Genomic DNA, 16,805 nt, shown 5'->3' on the forward strand with positions numbered 1-16,805 from the left:
GATGCGTTAAATCATGTGTAGATAGAATTTCGCGTTCCGAATTTTGGTGACGTTTCAGTTTTCCACCGCGGTTCTAAGCCTGTCAAGATTGGCCAACGATTTGCGATCGATCTTGCCCACCGGAGTGACAGGAAGCTCATCAAGAATATGTATATCCTCAGGAACAAACGGCCGACTGAGTGCAGACTCTGCCCAGTTCTTTAGGTCCGCGATGATTGTCGTCGACGCCTGCCCGCTGACGCTCACGTAGGCCACAGGTACCTCACCGAGGTCGTGATGCTCACGTCCGAGGACACACACATCGGTGACGCTGGGATGACTGACTAGTGCCTGTTCGATAGTTGCCGGTGAAATGTTTTCTCCTCCCCTCACGATAGTGTCTTTGAGCCGACCAGAGATCATGAGATACCCGTCCGCATCGATACGCCCGAGGTCACCGGTATGGAGCCATCCGTTCTCGATCGGATCGGCTCCGTCAGCTCCGAGATATTCGGCCATCAGGGTGTCTCCGCCGATTAGTACTTCTCCATCACGGCCTTCAGCCACAGGGTCCAAGCTTCCGGGCTTGGCAATGCGAATAGTTTGACCCGCGAGCACGGTGCCCACTGAACCTGCTTTCCGCCGTTCCGGCGGGTTCATTGTTGAAGTACACGTCGCTTCGGACATGCCATACGAGAGAACGACGGGCACTCCGAAAGCGGCTTCTATATCCTTCACCTGCTCAGTCTTGATCGGCGCGGACCCGCATCGAATCATGCGCAGGTTCTCAAACTCATCATTGGGCTGCACGTAAGGAAGCATGCGGAGAAACATCGTCGGCACTCCAGTCACAATGGTGGGCTCGGTCCTCCTTAGAGCCTCCACGGCCAACTTTGGGCGGAATTTCTCCTCGAGCACTACCCGTGCACCGGCGATCAGCGGTGCGATGATCTGATTGTTCACGCCGTTCGTGTGAAAGATCGGCATTAAATGCAGGAGCACGTCGTGGTCCGACAGCGAAGTCCGCTCGATCAAACTTGCTGCGTGTGTTGCGACCGCGCTGTGCGAGAGTACGGCTCCTTTGGGGCGGCCCGTACTCCCGGAGGTGAACAGCAATAGTGCCTTATCACTGGCAACGACGTCGGCCACGATAAGTTCGATACTTTGCTGCGCGCCTAGTTCCCCTGTCGACACGACCATGTCGGAGACTGCGGCAAGCTCGTCGTAACGTTCGGGCTCGCAGACTAGCGATTTCAGACCGACAATCTCGCACTGCTCTCTGAGCAGGCTCGTCGAACTGCGTGGATCGATGAAGGCAGGACAGGCACCCATGAGAATCAAACCGATGAATGCCGCAATTGACTCGGCGGTCTTGTCGACGACGAGTCCAACCCGGTCTCCCCTGTTCAGGCGCAGGCACGAAAATCTGCTCTGGGCTCCTGCGATAGTGTCCCGCAGATCGGCGTAAGTCACTTCGGCATCTGTCGAGCTGAATGCGGTCCGCCCTGAGCCCGCATGACGCGCCAGTGATTCGCTCAGTCTCCGGGAAAGCGTCAGATATTCGGTTGTCATTTCACACTCACTTCGTTGTCAGCAGCGATTGAGCCATCGGGGTCCAGCGAATGCAGTCCTTGGAGTTCTCGCCGTGTCGGTGGTGGAGTCGGTCCGGCTCCCTGGGAGGAAAAGCCAAATCCGGTCCGCTCTCGAACCGTTTCGAGCGACGTGGCAGGGTTATACGACTTCAGAGCCAGTGCCCCTTCGATGAGTTCGAACACGGCCAGCGGTGTCACGAGTCCGTGCATTCCACCGTCCGCCGTAACGAAGTCCAGTTCGTTGACGAGGGTTCTCTTGCTGTGCTCAGTTCGCCACGTGACGCACCGATTCGCGGTCGGAAGCATCACGGCGGCACCACCCCCACCGGGGAGACGGACTTTCGGATGCGTCCACGAGCCAATCACCGAGTTGTTCGTCCTGCCTTTTCCATCAATCTGAGCCGCTCCCAGGAAGCTCAAGTCCATGCCGCCGCGGCAGCTGAGGTCGTAGAAGTCTTCATTGTCGAAGATCGAGGCGGTTCCGGTGGTGAGGAGGGGGTCCGAGCTCGAAACGGGAACGCTGTCGGGTGTTGGATCGACTCCACCAGCGACATTGACATAAGTAAATGGGAAGTCATAGGCCCGCTTGGCGAGCAGGCAGGCCAACATGGGAAAGGTCGAGTTGACCCCGCTGAAGGTCACTTCGTTGGGACGGATGAATCTGGCGAGATTGACGACCATGTATTCGAATGCCGACGTCGCATCAGGCTCGACGTCCTGGACAAGTGTTTCAATCATGCTTGGCCTCCAAAGCCTCGGGAGCTGAGCGCAGATGCATATCGAACGCTTCGTCACCCGCTTCCAGGTACTGTTCCACTGCGGGGTAGTCGACTTCATAGTCGGGCCAGCAGGATCCGGGCCACGCGGTGCCGGGAGCCACCGAATACGCGTCGACAAGGAAGTGGGGAACCAAAGTGAGATTGGGAGCCTTCTGGAACTCAGCCTTGTCGACTTTCCTCTCCGCGACGATGAGGACCTTCTCAGCGGCCCTGCTCATGACTCGATCCCAGTGCGAGGTGCCGAGCACCCGGGCATCGCCGTCTCCGGTGATCTCGTTGACATGGAGGATCGCGTAGTCGGGCCGGATGTACGGGATCGCCCAGCCGTGACGTCCGCTGCCATATGGGTCATCGATCTTCACCCACCCGTTGAGTTCGGCGAGGTCGGAACCATCGATACCAGCGCACAGCTGGAATGGGTTTCCGAACACCGACGCGCGAAGCCCTGCGGTCAAGGTTGCACAGGAATGCTCTTCAAGTTCAAGTGCCCCAGATTCCACAGCTTCTCGGTAGTGAGGAGCGAGGCCAAAATTGCCCTCAATCGCGACGATTCCGGTGCGTGCTCTGTCTACGACACCGGCCCGGCACAAGAGGTCGATGTCATATCCCGGCGACTGCTTGACGATTTCGATGTTTCGTTTGCCCTGTCGCACGAGCTCTCGCGCAACACCATTGGGTGAGCGGTGGAGGAAACTTCCCCCGACCGCGATCGATGCACCATCAGGGATACGCTCTACAAGTTTCGACAGCGAAAGCTGCTTGCTATCAGTTTGAGTTCGAGCTGTCATTACCGGGGCCCTTCTACATAGTTCTTAATCCGCATCTGCAGGCCAGGCGTGGCCACGCTGCGTGCGAGATCGGCGAAATCGGCATCGAAATCGCCGACGGACAATGCTCGGCTCAAGGAAGCAGCCGCTTCAGGAGACAATGACGATGCTTGGTCGAGTGCCGTATCGACAACGCCTGGCCAGTCGTCGCGATCTGCGATTTTGGTCGCCAGTCCCATGGCAAACGCTTCATCTGCGGTGATTGTGCGTCCCTCAGCAAGTACAGAGCGGGCGGATTCTGTTCCGATACGGTCGATAATACGACGCGTTCCGAGTACGACGTCGAAGCGTAACCCGGGAAACCGAAATGTGCTGTCGGGGGCGACGATCCTTGTATCACATGCTGCGAAGAGATCGGCTCCTGCGCCAAACGTTGGACCATGGGCCATTGCCAGCGTCGGGATCTCGGCGCTGGCAACGTCCTGGAGGAGAGTCTCTAGACGGAGAAACCTGTGAGCCAGAACGGCGTCTGATTGATTCGAAAGATCGGTGAAGTCAAAGCCAGCGCTGAAACTCTTTCCCTCACCCTGGAAGACGATGAGGCGGGCCCCCTCTTCTCGAGCATAACCAACTGCACCGATCAGCGCCTCGACGAGGTCAGCATTCAGGCTGTTGCGCTTCTCCGGCCTGTCGAGAATTACTCGGTAGACGACGCCGTCCGAGTGCACCGCGACCGGCGGAGTAGTCGTTTCTATCATGTGATTGGCTCCTTTGCCGCTTGAGAACGAACGAGTTCGTTGATGATCTCGTCGTGGTGCTCATCAAGCAGTGGTGGTTGTCGAACGAGGTGGTTGGGTTCGCCATTGATCTCCACCGGAAATCCGAAGGTCTTTGTGTCGTCTCCGTTTGGCAAGTTCAGATCCTGCACCCAGCCCATGGCTTCGACTTGCGGATCGGCGAGAGCTTCCGAATATTGGTTGATTGGAGCGCATGGAACACCGGCACCGTTGAGATCATCGAGCACTTTGGCGCGGGAGCGGCCAATGAGAATCTCGCTTTCAACAATGGCTTTGAGTTCAGCTTGGTTTGACGCGCGTTTCTCCGTACTCGTAAATCTCGGATCTTCCAACAGGTCGCGGCGGTCGAATGCAGTGCAGAATGCCGCGAACAGTCCATTGTTTCCGGCTGCGATTGCAACATCTGAGTCCGCACAGCGAAAGACTTCATACGGGGCGTTTCGAGGATGCGCGCCTCCAAGAGCCACGGGGTCCTCCCCGCTGCCGAATAGCTGGCTGGTCTGCAAGGCTGAGATCCCGAGGCTCGAACCCAGCATCGACACGTCCAGTCGCGCCCCGATCCCGCTCGAGCGAGCCTGGAGGAGAGCCGACGATATCGAGTACGCGGCGTAGAGCCCGGTAGCGAAGTCGGAGATCGGCACTCCGCATTTGACCGACGCACGTCCCGGCTCTCCCGTGACGCTCATGATTCCACTCATGGCTTGGACGGTGAGATCGAAGCCGGCTTCGCTGCTGCGGGGCCCACGTTGGCCGTATGCAGAAATCGAGCAGTAGACAATTCCAGGGTTGGCGATTCTCACGGACTCGTACCCGAATCCAAGACGATCCATGACTCCTGGTCGGTTGTTCTCCACAATTACATCGGCGTCGTCGATCAGCTCGCTGGCGACGTTTCGGTCTTCGTCATTCTTGAGATCGAGTGCTATCGAGCGTTTGTTGCGGTTGAGTGAAGCGAAATTTTCGCTGTAGCCATTGCTGAATGGAGGCCAACCACGCATCGTATCGCCCGTCTCAGGTCGTTCGATTTTGATGACGTCGGCACCCATGTCAGCGAGCAACATCCCGCAGTAGGGGCCCGATGCGACTGTACACACTTCGACGACGCGGACTCCGGCGAGTGGAGTATGAGTCATTTTCGTCCTTCCCATTGAGCGACAGTGCGCTCGTAATCTCGACATCCCAGCGCCTGGGAGATGTCGTGCGCCGCAGCGAGGACTTCCTCGCGATTGACCTGAAGGCTGGTCTGGATTCGCTCGAGAGGGCCGGAAACACCTACAGCCGCAACCGGTTTGTCATTGTGATCGAAGACAATTGCACCGACGCCCCCGACCTCCTCACGCCATTCGCCGCCGTTGATGGCCACTCGCTGTCGGCGGACTTCGGTCAGTTGCTCGGCCAAGTCCGATCGTGCATTCAGAGTTGTCGAAGTATATGAGGTCAGCTCATCCGGGAAACGGACGAGATAGTCATCAGCTTGGTAGGCCAGCAGTGCTTTGCCCGACGCAACGCAGTAGGCGGGGGCTCGACCGCCGACTCGCGAGTACGCTCTGATCGGCTCGGAGCTCTCGATCTTATGTAGGTACACGACATCGGTGCCTTCGAGCACGCCAAGGTGAACGGCCTCGCGAGTCTTCTCCGCGAGGGATTCCATCGCTGTTTCGGCTCTCGAGCGAACATCGATTCTGCTCGTGATCAGGCTACCGAGCTCGAAAAGCTTCAGCGTGCACTCGTACTTCCCGTTCGCATCCTGCTGGACGAATCCGGCTTCGACAAGGGCGCTGAGGGTTCGATGCACATTACTCTTCGGCAATTCGAATTCTCGCACGAGCTCACTAATCGATCGGCTCTTCTCACTACGAGCGAGCAGTTCCAACATTTTCAGTCCTTTGAGCAGTGTCGTATTCATGCGTTCCATTATATAGGACGCCGTTCTGTTTTCTAGTTTACACAGACACAATTTACCCGCAACTGTCGCTCGAGCCGATAATCCGCGGCTTTTCACCCGACCCCCTTGACATCAATAAGCCAGCGAAGCAACTATAGTTACAGCATTCGAAACTTAGTTCTATATATCAGAACGGATTGAGACAACGATGTCACTACCTACTCCACGCAAGAAGCTGGCTGGGGACGTTTTCCGAGCGACTGGCGGCAACTTCCTCGAAATGTACGACTTCATGGTCTATGGGTTCTACGCCGGGGCCATCGCAGCAACAATGTTCCCCCCGGGGAATGAGTACTTCTCGCTGATGCTGTCATTCGTCACCTTTGGTGTCGGCTTCATCATGAGGCCTCTTGGTGCAATCGTGCTCGGTAGCTATATCGACCGTAAGGGGCGACGGAAGGGTCTCATTCTCAGTCTCACGATCATGGCGGCGGGTGTCCTCATCATCGCGTTCACACCAACCTACGGCGCGATCGGGATCGCAGCACCCATACTCATTCTTGTTGGCCGACTGCTCCAGGGCTTCTCTGCAGGCGCTGAATCAGGCGGAGTCTCCACCTATCTTGCCGAGATCGCACCCAAGGGCCGTCGCGGTTTCTTTGTTTCATGGCAGTCAGCGAGCCAGCAAGTATCAGTGATGGTTGCGGCCGTCATCGGTGTATCGCTCTATCTGAGCCTTTCCACTGAACAGGTCCAGTCCTGGGGTTGGCGCATCCCGTTCATCTTTGGCTCCTTACTCGTGCCCTTCCTGTTCTACATCCGTCGCACTTTGCAAGAGACCGAGGAATTCAGTTCACGAGAGAAGAAGAAGCAGACACCCGAGATCAAGACGATCTTCATGACATTGCTACAGAATTGGAAGATCGTAGGGATCGCGATCCTCCTCGTCGTTCTTACGAGCTCGATGTTCTACCTCATCACGACCTACACGCCGACTTTCGGGCAACGCGAACTGCATTTGTCGGCAATGGACAGTTACATCGTGTCCTTCGCAGTGGGCCTTTCGAACTTTATCTGGATCCCGATCATGGGTGCGCTTTCCGACAAGGTCGGGCGCGGCAAGCTACTGCTCGCATCGTCGATCATCATCGGTATCACCGCGTATCCGGTCATGATGTGGTTGGTCGCCGCGCCATCATTTGGTCGTTTACTCACTGCGCTACTGTGGCTCTCATTCCTCTACGGGAGCTACCAGGGCGTCATGGTGGTCACCCTCACCGAGATCATGCCTGCACAGGTTCGGGCTACCGGATTTTCTGTTGCCTACAGCCTCGCACAAGCAGTGGTCGGAGGATTCACCCCTGCGATCGCAACCGGCATGATCCATCAATTCGACAACACCGCCGCACCTGGAATTTGGCTGGCCGCGACCGCTGTAGTCAGTCTCATAGGTGCAATCATTGCCATTCGTACCGGTGTCGTGTCGCTCGGACCACGTCGCGAGCAGCAAACGGAACCAGTCGAAAGACTCCCAAGCACTACGTGATGTCGAAAGTATGACGACGCGTGCTGGTGGCCAGGGGTCAATACCGCCTGGCCGCCAGCATATTGATTGAACTCATCCCCGTACCGAGGGCGATCATTTCAGACCTCGAGTGTTCGATGTCCACGAACAGAGCGCAGCCGACCCAATCTCTAGCCGTTCCGTTCGCGACCGATTACAACACTTAAACTCTTCGTCCAACGCCATTCACCAGGTCATGAAGAGGAAAGCCCATAGTGGCAATAGGCAGCTTGCAACCATGCTCAACAGCTTGAGAAAGTGCCAATATTCTCTTTAACTCTCTTTCCATCTCAGCTCTCACCTCTCGAAGAGACTCAGGCTGTGACTGATCAATACAGTAACCAGCCAACGATGTCATTGCGCACGACAGCGGCTCGACAGACGACGGCGAACTTGTCACACCACGACGTGATTCCTCGCCAGACGCTGTGCCACTGATGGGCAGATGGTTCGGAAATTCCGGCCTCGATCCGGCGAGAACACAACATCTTCCGCCCGGCCGCCGACGAGTGAACTTTTTCGTCTAGATTCCAATCCACCCGGGCGTGGTGGCCGATTTTCAGGTGCTGGCCTTCGCCGAGTAGATGCGTCTGGTGCTCACATCATGCGGGTGAGCACGCGTGATCGTCGAGTCGACGGCGTCCGTGAAACCAACCTTGTTAGTCTTCGCTGCGTGAGCAGTGATGATCGAGCAGAGGGCACCCACGTGCGTTCATCTGCAGGGTTTCGCTGCCAGCGACACACAGTCTGTTATTTGTCGGCGGTTGCGGGAAGATCGAGCCATGCAATGCCGGGCCTCACATCTAAGCAGGATTCGGCCGTGTGCAGTCGCTCGACATTTGCTTCGGACAGGTGTGCGTCGATGGCTATGCGACGGGCCCCGGTTATTCGCGCTCAAACGCGGTGACAACCTTGCGATTGAGGAACTCCTCGAGACCGAGCGTCCCAAGCTCCCGGCCGAACCCGCTACGTTTCACGCCACCAAACGGCAAGGCCGGAACGTTGGGCTTTCGTCCGTTGACAGCGACCATACCGACTTCTAGCCTATTCGCGACAGAACGCGCCAGCGACTCATCGCCTGCGAACACAGTGGATCCGAGACCAAAACTAGAGTCATTGGCAAGCGCTACTGCGGCATCGGCATCGGCAACTCGGTACAGCACTGACGCTGGCCCGAAAAGCTCCTCGTCGTAGGCCCTCATACCGGGCCCAACATCAGCAAGCACTGTAGGAGCGTAAAAGGCACCGGTGTCGCCGACACGGTGACCGCCGGTCAGCAACGTGGCCCCCTGGGCGACGGTGTCGGTGACCTGTTCGTGCAATGACTTGAGTGCGGCTTCAGACACGAGTGGACCCAACACTGTGCCGGGGTCCGATGGATCACCGGGTGCTACCGCTTCCATTCCCGCGACGAATGCCTCGGCAAATTGGTCGAAGACTTCGTCGATGATGATGAAGCGCTTGGGCGCGGCACACGCTTGGCCGCTGTTGTTGAGGCGCGATGCGACAGCGGTGGCCGCCACTTCATCGAGCTTGTGTTCATCGAGGACGATAAATGGATCGCTACCGCCGAGTTCGAGCACCACCTTTTTGAGTGCCGACCCTGCGGCAGCGCCCACAGCCGCACCTGCCCGTTCTGAGCCTGTAAGTGAAACTCCCTGGATCTCAGGGTGGGCAACAATTGCGGCGATCTGTTCGTTTGAGGCAAAGATGTTCACATAGGCGTCCACGGGCAGCTCTGCGGCAAAGATCCGTTCCATTGCAAGTGCCGAAGCGGGACACTGGCTTGAGTGTTTTAGTAGGAGGGTGTTGCCGGCGGCCAGCACTGGGCCGGCGAATCGAGCGACCTGGTAATAGGGAAAGTTCCACGGCATTATTCCGAGGATCACGCCGATGGGCTGGCGCTCGATGAATGCCTCACATTCCTCTATCTCCGCTAGCAGCTGTGGTGCGAGTCCTTGAGCCGCGTTTTCGGCGTAATAGCGAACGATAGAGGCCGAAGTCTCTACTTCGCCGCGCGCTGCGGTGATCGGCTTACCCATTTCAACGGTGATGATGCGAGCAAGTTCATCGCGTTCGGAGAGCATTGCGTCAGCAACACGCGACAGTGCTTCGCAACGTTTGTCGATCGAGGTGTCGCGCCAACTGGTGAACGCCGCAGCAGCGCGACGCACTGCTTGATTCACCTGCTCGTCAGTCGCGCTCTTGAAGGTCTTGATGGTCTTGCCAGTTGCTGGATTGGTGATCGAATACATGTTGGGGATCCTTGCTATAGGAAAGTAAATGGGCGTCTTCGAAGTCACTTATGCCGAATGCGTTCGAACGCTTCTGGTGGGAATTCCGCCTCCCGATCCCCCAAAGTAAGCAAGCGGTATGTCATCTCGGCTGCTTGCTCGAGGTTGAGTGCTCGTCGATACGCCATCATCGGATTTGGTCCTACACATGAGCTGCCGTGGTACGCCATCACTACACAGTTGGCCTTCTGCGCAGCAGCGGCTGCGGTGTCGGCGAGTTCATCCGTGCCGTTGTGGTAAAAGTCAGTTCGTGCGATCTTCCGCACATAGTTCGCGTGGTCCATGGTGAGCAGACGAATGTCGTGGCCAAGCGCATCGATCATCAGCGACATCTGCGGGTGCAGGTGCACCACCGAATGAACATCTTCTCGGGAACTATAGGTACGCGTATGCAGCTTCCATTCGCTTGAAGGACGCGCTGCGCCCGCGATTAGTTGACCGTCCATGTCTATGACGCAGAAGTCATCGATTGTCAGCCGGTCCAACCAAGTACCACTGCGGGTGATAAGGACTGTTTCGTCGTCGAGGCGCACCGACAGGTTGCCTCCGCTTGCAAGCACAAGTCCGCGTTGCACGGCATCGGCTCCAATCCCGATTAGTTCCTGGGCGGCGTCTTCATGTACGGCCATCGTTATCATTCAACTGACTCCTAACGCTTATGTGAGGTGAGTGCCCGAGCGAGATCTGCGTCGACGACCAAATCGGTAATGCTCCCGCGGTTGAGCAATGTGGAAATCGCAATGGCCTTGCCTGCGCCGGCTGCGATGACCATCATTCTTGGGATCGCCAACACCTTTTCCAGGTGAAGCGCGAGCAAGTCGTCGTCGATAGACGTGTGGACGCTCCGGCCCTTTTGATCGAAGAACCGCGCAGCGATGTCTCCGACTGCACCTGCTTGGTTGAGTTCGGCGATCGTGTATTCGCTTAATGAATCACGCATGCGACCGCCGCCGGCCTGCATTGAACCGACGCCGACCACCATATGACTAGCGCTCTCGGCCATAGATAATGCGGCTGCAATGGCCGGATCGTCTTGTAATGCTGCCGCGATTTCTGGTGATGAACGCAGTGGCCCGGGAACTGTGTAAGCCGTGCCACCTACGCGCCGCGCGAATTCCACTGCGAGAGCCGCCGAAGTCTCCGCGCTCGTCCGACTCACCGATCCAGTTGTCGCAGCGAACTGCAGGCCGGGCCTATGCAGAACATTCAGCTTGTCCGCAGCCGCCGCGACCGCCCCCGACATAGCAACGGCAACCGTCCCTTCCTCTGGGAGAAACCCCGGGAGAGCTTCTGCACCGACACGACCGAGAGAGTTCAACGTGCGGTGGCGTTCCGTGAAACTCGGACTCACTCTGCATTTTTTAAGGTCGAAAGAAACTTTCAACGAACGCTCGAGGTTTTCGAACGGCGCGACGGGATCATGTATAACGAATTCGACGAGAGATCGTTTTCGAGCTTCCTTAAGCGCTCGAGTCACTTTGACTCGATTCCAACCGAGTTCTCGACCGATCTCCTCATGTTTCATCTCATGCTGGTAATACAGCATGGCGACCTTGGTCAGAATCTGATCGTCCATCTTATTTCGTCCTTCGAACATAGGGAGGTTGATTAGTCACTACGTTCCCTAGTGTCGGTCGGCTCCGACGCCACCAGTCCGTAATCGGCACGCCCTGCTCCTGCCTGCTCGGAGCCTCCGACGGCTCGAGCGGGACTCACAGCGGTCTCATCAAGCATGTCTCCGTATGTCGTCTCGGAATCGTCTGGTGTGCCTTGCCGCTGTCTTCTCGGTTCCAACAAATATGTGAGAAAGAAACCTACCATGTAGACACTGGCAACAATCCAAATGACTCCGACAACTCCCACAGAGTCGAGGAAGAGCGTCGGAATGAGGGCTCCCGTGACGTGAGCCAAACCCGCACCGAGGTTGAGAATAGCAATCGCCGCGGCCTTGTTCTCCCGGGCGAGCAACGGCACGATAGCGCTTAGCGGTACGAACGCGGCCAGGGCGAATCCATAACAAACGACCGCGAAGATCATGAGGGGATAGCTTGCGCCAGCCCATATTGACATGTAGATGATGAGAAGGGTGCCGATCGCCGTGCCCAGGCAACCGAGCCAACGTACAACTCGAACTCGTCCGAGCTTGTCGCCGAGATAGCCGCATAGAACGTTGCCAATGATGTTCGACAGCTGCATCGTTCCCCAGATGAACTGCCATCCTTCAATCTTGAAGCCGACATCTTGCGTCATATAGACCGGCAGGAATACCCCAAACGAGTAGACAGCGACAGAGTTGACCATGCGCACGAGACCACCGACGCCAACTCTTGGGTGAGTAAACGCCACAGTCACAGCACCTGCTGCCTGGCGCATCTTCTCAGCCGTACTTTGTTGATCGCCTCCGGGCACGTCCCGAACTAAGAAGTAGATGAGTGCGCAACCGACTGACACGAAGAAGAGTGAGGTCCAAATCGTACCTGTTTGACCCAAGAACGGTATAGCGAAACCTGCCCAATACGCGCTAATGACGCCCAGGCCCATCGAACTGAAGAACCAAAACCAGCCCACAGCACGCCCCAAGGTCTTCTCAGGAGTAGCCATAGTCACCCACGCGAGGAATCCGAACTGGAATAGCGGATATGCAGCCCCTCGTGCGGTGTAGAAAAGCAGTGCCAAACCGAAGTTGGCCTGCATGACACCGAGTGCAATGAAGAGCACTTGCAAAACGAACCAGATCACGAACCCCGCGAGCATGACTCTACGAGGGCCCCAACCGGCGCTCAGCGCGCCCGCAAGCCACGAAGCGATTGCGACCGTCACTCCATACATGGTGAGCAGTAGACCGACCTGACTACCGCTAAATCCCACGGAATCAAGCAATGTCGGAAGGAATCCCAGTTCCAGTCCGTCGCCGATCATGAAGAACGTAACACCAACGAAGCCCCAAGCGAGCTTCGGTTCAATACCTTGAGTTGAGAGAACCTTACCGAACTTACTGAACTGTGGCGCGCCACTCTGCACGGTCCACCTCCTTGTGTCCCGGAGCAAATGAACATTTGTTCATTTGCTAATGTTCTTTTTGCTACTGTACCTGGGCAACCTCGACTGTCAAGAACAAATTCAATATTGACTCTCCGCTAATCGGTACGTATAGAATGCAAAGACATTCGCTGCCACTACCCTGGAAGAGACCGTAAACCGGAAAGATGCAAAGGTGCACAAATGTTCATTACTCATAATCGAGGATCGGTACTTGCACTCGATGCAGGGACTACTTCGATCAAAGCAGCGGTCATTGACGCAGAATTCCGAGTCGTCAGTATTTCCGAGTGCCAAACTCAGGTGTTGTCACCCGCTCAGGGATTGCGCGAGCTCGACATGGACGTTTTCGGCGAACAAGTATTCGATAGGCTCGCGGACGCGATGGATGGCGTAGACCCATCGACGATCGCGGGTATAGCTATAACGGGGCAAGGCGACGGAGCCTGGCTGTTGGATGTCGACGAGCGTCCTCTCGGCAACGCGATTTTGTGGAACGACGCCCGCAGCGCCGAGGTGCTGGTCCGAATGCGCGAGGCTGGCGAAGTCGACAGGATCAGAAGCACTACTCATGGGTCGGTGCACCCCGGAAGTCTGTGCGTAATCGCCAGATATTTGAATGAGAACGACCCCCAACGACTTTCTCGGGTTCATCATCACTTGCATTGTAAGGATTGGGTGCGGTTCTTGCTTACTGGTGCGCTTGAGGCAGAGGCGAGCGACGCCTGCCGGTCCTACCTCGACACTTCATCCCGGCAATGGGACAGCGAGCTAATGAACGATCTCGGCGATCTAGCACCGGAGACGACTCTTCCTGTTGCAGACGCCGGCGAGACCCGGCCTTTGCGCTCGGCTGCCGCGGCCCGCCTCGGACTTCCTGATGGCCTGCCTGTTGGGGTCGGCTTGATGGATGTCGCAGCGACGGGCTATGCGTTTTGCAAAGACCAACCGAATCAGTCCTGGGCAATAGTCGGGACCACGTCTTTCGTAGGAGTGGTCCGATCAGAGCTCAACGCATCTGTGGGTAACTGGATGGCGTACGGTTGCGATGGACTCATGCTGAATAGCCTCGCCCCGATGACGGGTACGCCCTTGCTCGAGTGGGCAAAACGGATCCTGGGTCATGAACAGCAAGATTGGGAATGCTTCGCAAAGTTTGCCCGAGAAGGCGCTGTAGATGGGGTCAGACCCCTAATGTTGCCCTACCTCGCACCGTCGGGCGAGCGAGCTCCATTCGCAGACCCATTTGCACGCGGTTCGCTGCATGGATTGACCTACGACACGACACCGGCAAATTTCGCATGGTCCGTTTTTGCAGGCGTAGCGCTTTCCATCGCCGAATGCATTGATGACTTGCGTGTCGAGGACGCGGTGCAAATTGCCGGTGGAGGCAGTAGTAGCGATCTATTGTGCCAGTTAGTGTCCGACTTCAGTGGGCGGGTTCTCCAACGGTCGGCTATGTCTGCCGAGGCGGGACTGGTCGGCGCGGTGAGAAAGCTAAATACGTCGCTTGGGGTCGATTCGAAACCCTCGACTTCCAACACAGTCCTGTTTAGACCATCGATTGCATCTATTGAACGTCTCGACTCCCTCTCCGAGCTCCGAGCGGCACGAGATTCCGAGCGAGTCACGTGGCAAATGATGGCCGCCCGATCATGAAAACTGAAGAAAGGAATAGAATGAATAAGCCCATTGCTATCGCCACATGCCCCGTCGATGAATCATTGCTTGAGTCACTCAACGACCAAGTCGAAATCCGATACGCCCAGACGACGAATCGACGGATATCTCTTGCTGAGCAAGTTGCTGATCAGCTGGCCGAGGCGCACATTATTGTTGCGGAAATCGATCTTGTGGACAAGGCAACATTGGCCGCTGCCCCCAATCTCCAACTAGTCATCAGTTGTCGTGCTTCGCCGGTCAACGTTGACCTAGACGCTTGTCGAGAACGTGGAGTGCCGGTTTGCACGACTCCGGGCCGAAACGCTGATTCGACCGCGGACCTGTCGTTTGCACTCATTCTCGACGTCACTAGACGAGTGACTGAGGCGTCAATGTGGATGCGGTCTGGCCAGTGGAAACCGGAGGACTCAGGCGAGCCGTATCGTCGATTCAAAGGTCCGACCCTGAACAGCAGAACGCTCGGCGTCGTCGGCGGCGGAGCGGTGGGCCAGCGTGTCGCCCAGCGCGGCCTGGGATTCGGCATGGAAGTCCAAGTGTACGACCCGTTCCTGACTCAGGATCGACTGCCGAAGGGTTGCACCATAGCCACTCTTGACCATCTCCTTTGCACTAGCGACGTCGTGACGCTCCATGTCCCGTTGCTGGAGGACACGATCGGTCTCATTAATGAGCAGCGTCTCTCGCAGATGAGGGAAGGGGCCTACCTCGTCAATGCATCACGTGCGGCCGTGGTAGTACAACCAGCGCTCGTCCGCTTCTTGCAGGACGGGCATTTGGCCGGTGTCGGGCTCGACGTCTTCGCCGACGAACCTCCAGCTGCAGACGATCCTCTTCTGGAGTTGCCCAATGTCGTCGTCACCCCCCACATTGCCGGCGCGTCGGCGGACGTTGTACGTTCTCAGACAAAAATGGTGGCGGAGATTATCTCGGCGTACCTCGACGAGGCCGAGCTGCCATATCGTGCTCGCGAAGATCTCGTCGACTTCCGTAAGGTTGACGCGGCAGCTGCTTTGTGAAGCGCTCCAGCGCACCGCAAAAAGGCCGTCGTGTGGTTGGAGCGATGTTCCTGGCTGGTGCAGGGGTCTATGTACAGACCTATGACGTTCAAGCGATCCTACCGGGCATCGGGGCTGCGCTCGGAGTCAGCGCGGCTCAGAGCGTCTTGCTGCTCTCCTCGACGACAGTCGGAATGGCAATCGGGGTGATCCCCTGGGCATATGTCAGTGATCGATTCGGCAGGCTAAACATCATCCGTAGCTGTCTACTTCTGGCTACTCTCATCTCGCTTGTCTCGCCATTCATACCCGGATTCGTTCCCATGCTAATCGCGCGGTTCGTGAAAGGTGTGTTCCTCGGTGGTGTGACCGGGCTCGCCGTAACTTATCTGTTCGAAGAGTTGCCGGTGAAACGCGCTGTAATCGCTTCAGGCATCTATATTTCAGGAAACACAGTCGGCGGGGTGGCCACTCGCGTGCTGTCTGGCACCCTCGCGCATGCTTTCGGATGGCGAGCATCGCTCGAACTAATAGCAGTGCTAGGTCTATTGATCGCGTGCGTCTTTCTGTTCGTTACGCGGGACCTGAGCACGGGTCGCCCTGGGCTCAGGGAGCGATCCGATCACAGGTTGTTGAAGTCATTCTGGCGTTCAGGCGTCCTCTTGTCCTTCATTCAGGGTTTCGTAACGCTCGGCGTCTTCAACGCACTCTTCAGCGTGATCCCGTTCAAAGTGTCCGACTCCTATCCGACTCTTGGCGCTGTCCTGACCAGCGTGGTGCTCGGACTCTACGTTGTCGCCTTTCTGCCTGCACAGATCGGTGGCCGATTGGCAGCTCGTTTCGGCACTGGCCGAGTGCTTGCCCTCGGGTATCTGCTGGCGCTTGGAGGTCTGTTCATGATAAATGCGCCGACGCTTTCACTGCTTATCGCAGGAGTCTCTGCGCTGGTGTTCGGGACTTTCCTCATTCACCCACTAAGTAGCGCAGAGTCTGGTCGACGAATGCCAAACCACCGAGCCCAATCGACTGCGCTCTACCAAATCAGCTGGCTCACTGGTGCAACTCTCGTATCGCCCCTTGCTTCAACTGTGTACGTTTCGGCAGGTTGGACATGGAGTATTGGACTACTGACCGCGATTCTCGCAATTGGCGCAGTGGGCGCGTTCGCAGATAGGCGCGGTTCTACCAGGTAGCATGCCATATCGAGGTCGACACCGAAGTGATGGAATGGATCGCCGTGACAATACACGACCTCAGCCACAGTGCCCGTCATCTGCGGCGCGCTTCTGCACGACGCGTTCGTCTGACTTTTGCAGCCGCCACTCCGAAGCGAATTCGTCTACGACTATATGCCGCCCAACGTTCATATACTCATGTTGCCAAAACCACAACCGATGGGAGAAGCCCCGCATCTGGGGAAACTAGCCTCGC

General features: G+C 57.0%; 15 protein-coding genes. 4 read left to right on the top strand and 11 right to left on the bottom strand.

Annotated elements, in window-relative coordinates; genetic code table 11:
• Nucleotides 1-54: 54 nt before the first annotated feature.
• Genes JTF07_RS02355 through JTF07_RS02380 form a run of 6 tightly spaced genes read right to left on the bottom strand, consistent with a single transcriptional unit; the run spans nt 55 to nt 5,916 of the window.
• Entirely contained in the window at nt 55-1,551 is a 1,497-nt protein-coding gene (locus JTF07_RS02355; protein ID WP_204232710.1) for a class I adenylate-forming enzyme family protein, read from the bottom strand.
• Complete coding sequence (locus tag JTF07_RS02360; protein ID WP_204232711.1) at nt 1,548-2,309, bottom strand: CoA-transferase subunit beta; 762 nt, start codon at nt 2,307-2,309, stop codon at nt 1,548-1,550. Before JTF07_RS02360 ends, JTF07_RS02355 begins: the two co-directional genes overlap by 4 nt.
• Nucleotides 2,302-3,138, bottom strand: coding sequence for a CoA transferase subunit A (locus tag JTF07_RS02365; RefSeq protein WP_204232712.1), 837 nt, complete (start codon nt 3,136-3,138; stop codon nt 2,302-2,304). The genes JTF07_RS02360 and JTF07_RS02365 overlap by 8 nt, the downstream gene beginning before the upstream one ends.
• Entirely contained in the window at nt 3,138-3,875 is a 738-nt protein-coding gene (locus tag JTF07_RS02370) for an enoyl-CoA hydratase/isomerase family protein (RefSeq protein WP_204232713.1), read from the bottom strand. The genes JTF07_RS02365 and JTF07_RS02370 overlap by 1 nt, the downstream gene beginning before the upstream one ends.
• Nucleotides 3,872-5,047 (bottom strand): CaiB/BaiF CoA transferase family protein, encoded by a 1,176-nt coding sequence (locus tag JTF07_RS02375; RefSeq protein WP_204232714.1) that lies wholly within the window; start codon nt 5,045-5,047, stop codon nt 3,872-3,874. Before JTF07_RS02375 ends, JTF07_RS02370 begins: the two co-directional genes overlap by 4 nt.
• The gene (locus JTF07_RS02380; protein WP_204232715.1) at nt 5,044-5,916 is read right to left on the bottom strand and encodes an IclR family transcriptional regulator; all 873 of its coding nucleotides are present in this window, start codon (nt 5,914-5,916) and stop codon (nt 5,044-5,046) included. The genes JTF07_RS02375 and JTF07_RS02380 overlap by 4 nt, the downstream gene beginning before the upstream one ends.
• A gap of 91 nt (nt 5,917-6,007) precedes the next feature.
• Between JTF07_RS02380 and JTF07_RS02385 the strand changes: the two genes are divergently transcribed.
• Nucleotides 6,008-7,345, top strand: coding sequence for an MFS transporter (locus tag JTF07_RS02385; RefSeq protein ID WP_204232716.1), 1,338 nt, complete (start codon nt 6,008-6,010; stop codon nt 7,343-7,345).
• Nucleotides 7,346-7,922: 577 nt separating this feature from the next.
• Here JTF07_RS02385 and JTF07_RS02390 read toward each other — a convergent pair.
• The 5 genes from JTF07_RS02390 to JTF07_RS02410 all read right to left on the bottom strand — a co-directional run bounded on the left by JTF07_RS02390 (nt 7,923) and on the right by JTF07_RS02410 (nt 12,678).
• Nucleotides 7,923-8,069, bottom strand: a complete 147-nt coding sequence (locus tag JTF07_RS02390; protein WP_204232717.1) for a hypothetical protein — start codon at nt 8,067-8,069, stop codon at nt 7,923-7,925.
• 178 nt (nt 8,070-8,247) lie between these two features.
• The gene (locus JTF07_RS02395) at nt 8,248-9,618 is read right to left on the bottom strand and encodes an aldehyde dehydrogenase family protein (RefSeq protein ID WP_204232718.1); all 1,371 of its coding nucleotides are present in this window, start codon (nt 9,616-9,618) and stop codon (nt 8,248-8,250) included.
• Between the two features lie 44 nt (nt 9,619-9,662).
• Nucleotides 9,663-10,286 carry a class II aldolase/adducin family protein gene (locus JTF07_RS02400; protein ID WP_204232719.1) on the bottom strand — a complete coding sequence of 208 codons (624 nt, stop codon included), beginning with the start codon at nt 10,284-10,286 and terminating at the stop codon, nt 9,663-9,665.
• A gap of 20 nt (nt 10,287-10,306) precedes the next feature.
• Entirely contained in the window at nt 10,307-11,233 is a 927-nt protein-coding gene (locus JTF07_RS02405) for a sugar-binding domain-containing protein (RefSeq protein WP_204232720.1), read from the bottom strand.
• A 32-nt stretch (nt 11,234-11,265) separates the two neighbouring features.
• Entirely contained in the window at nt 11,266-12,678 is a 1,413-nt protein-coding gene (locus tag JTF07_RS02410; RefSeq protein ID WP_204232721.1) for an MFS transporter, read from the bottom strand.
• A gap of 201 nt (nt 12,679-12,879) precedes the next feature.
• Here JTF07_RS02410 and JTF07_RS02415 point away from each other — a divergent pair, with 201 nt between their 5' ends.
• The 3 genes from JTF07_RS02415 to JTF07_RS02425 are packed head-to-tail and all read left to right on the top strand — an operon-like array spanning nt 12,880 to nt 16,567.
• Nucleotides 12,880-14,355, top strand: coding sequence for an FGGY family carbohydrate kinase (locus tag JTF07_RS02415; RefSeq protein WP_204232722.1), 1,476 nt, complete (start codon nt 12,880-12,882; stop codon nt 14,353-14,355).
• 20 nt (nt 14,356-14,375) lie between these two features.
• Complete coding sequence (locus tag JTF07_RS02420; protein ID WP_204232723.1) at nt 14,376-15,395, top strand: NAD(P)-dependent oxidoreductase; 1,020 nt, start codon at nt 14,376-14,378, stop codon at nt 15,393-15,395.
• The gene (locus JTF07_RS02425; RefSeq protein WP_204232724.1) at nt 15,392-16,567 is read left to right on the top strand and encodes an MFS transporter; all 1,176 of its coding nucleotides are present in this window, start codon (nt 15,392-15,394) and stop codon (nt 16,565-16,567) included. The genes JTF07_RS02420 and JTF07_RS02425 overlap by 4 nt, the downstream gene beginning before the upstream one ends.
• Nucleotides 16,568-16,805: the final 238 nt, after the last annotated feature.

The sequence above is a fragment of the Brevibacterium sp. RIT 803 genome, assembly GCF_016892625.1.
GTDB lineage: Bacteria > Actinomycetota > Actinomycetes > Actinomycetales > Brevibacteriaceae > Brevibacterium.

Excerpts from the sequence above, each read along its gene's own strand:
- JTF07_RS02355 (WP_204232710.1), bottom strand. The coding sequence starts at position 1,551 with ATGACAACCGAATATCTGACGCTTTCCCGGAGACTGAGCGAATCACTG.
- JTF07_RS02360 (WP_204232711.1), bottom strand. The coding sequence starts at position 2,309 with ATGATTGAAACACTTGTCCAGGACGTCGAGCCTGATGCGACGTCGGCA.
- JTF07_RS02365 (WP_204232712.1), bottom strand. The coding sequence starts at position 3,138 with ATGACAGCTCGAACTCAAACTGATAGCAAGCAGCTTTCGCTGTCGAAA.
- JTF07_RS02370 (WP_204232713.1), bottom strand. The coding sequence starts at position 3,875 with ATGATAGAAACGACTACTCCGCCGGTCGCGGTGCACTCGGACGGCGTC.
- JTF07_RS02375 (WP_204232714.1), bottom strand. The coding sequence starts at position 5,047 with ATGACTCATACTCCACTCGCCGGAGTCCGCGTCGTCGAAGTGTGTACA.
- JTF07_RS02385 (WP_204232716.1), top strand. The coding sequence starts at position 6,008 with ATGTCACTACCTACTCCACGCAAGAAGCTGGCTGGGGACGTTTTCCGA.
- JTF07_RS02395 (WP_204232718.1), bottom strand. The coding sequence starts at position 9,618 with ATGTATTCGATCACCAATCCAGCAACTGGCAAGACCATCAAGACCTTC.
- JTF07_RS02400 (WP_204232719.1), bottom strand. The coding sequence starts at position 10,286 with ATGGCCGTACATGAAGACGCCGCCCAGGAACTAATCGGGATTGGAGCC.
- JTF07_RS02405 (WP_204232720.1), bottom strand. The coding sequence starts at position 11,233 with ATGGACGATCAGATTCTGACCAAGGTCGCCATGCTGTATTACCAGCAT.
- JTF07_RS02415 (WP_204232722.1), top strand. The coding sequence starts at position 12,880 with ATGTTCATTACTCATAATCGAGGATCGGTACTTGCACTCGATGCAGGG.
- JTF07_RS02420 (WP_204232723.1), top strand. The coding sequence starts at position 14,376 with ATGAATAAGCCCATTGCTATCGCCACATGCCCCGTCGATGAATCATTG.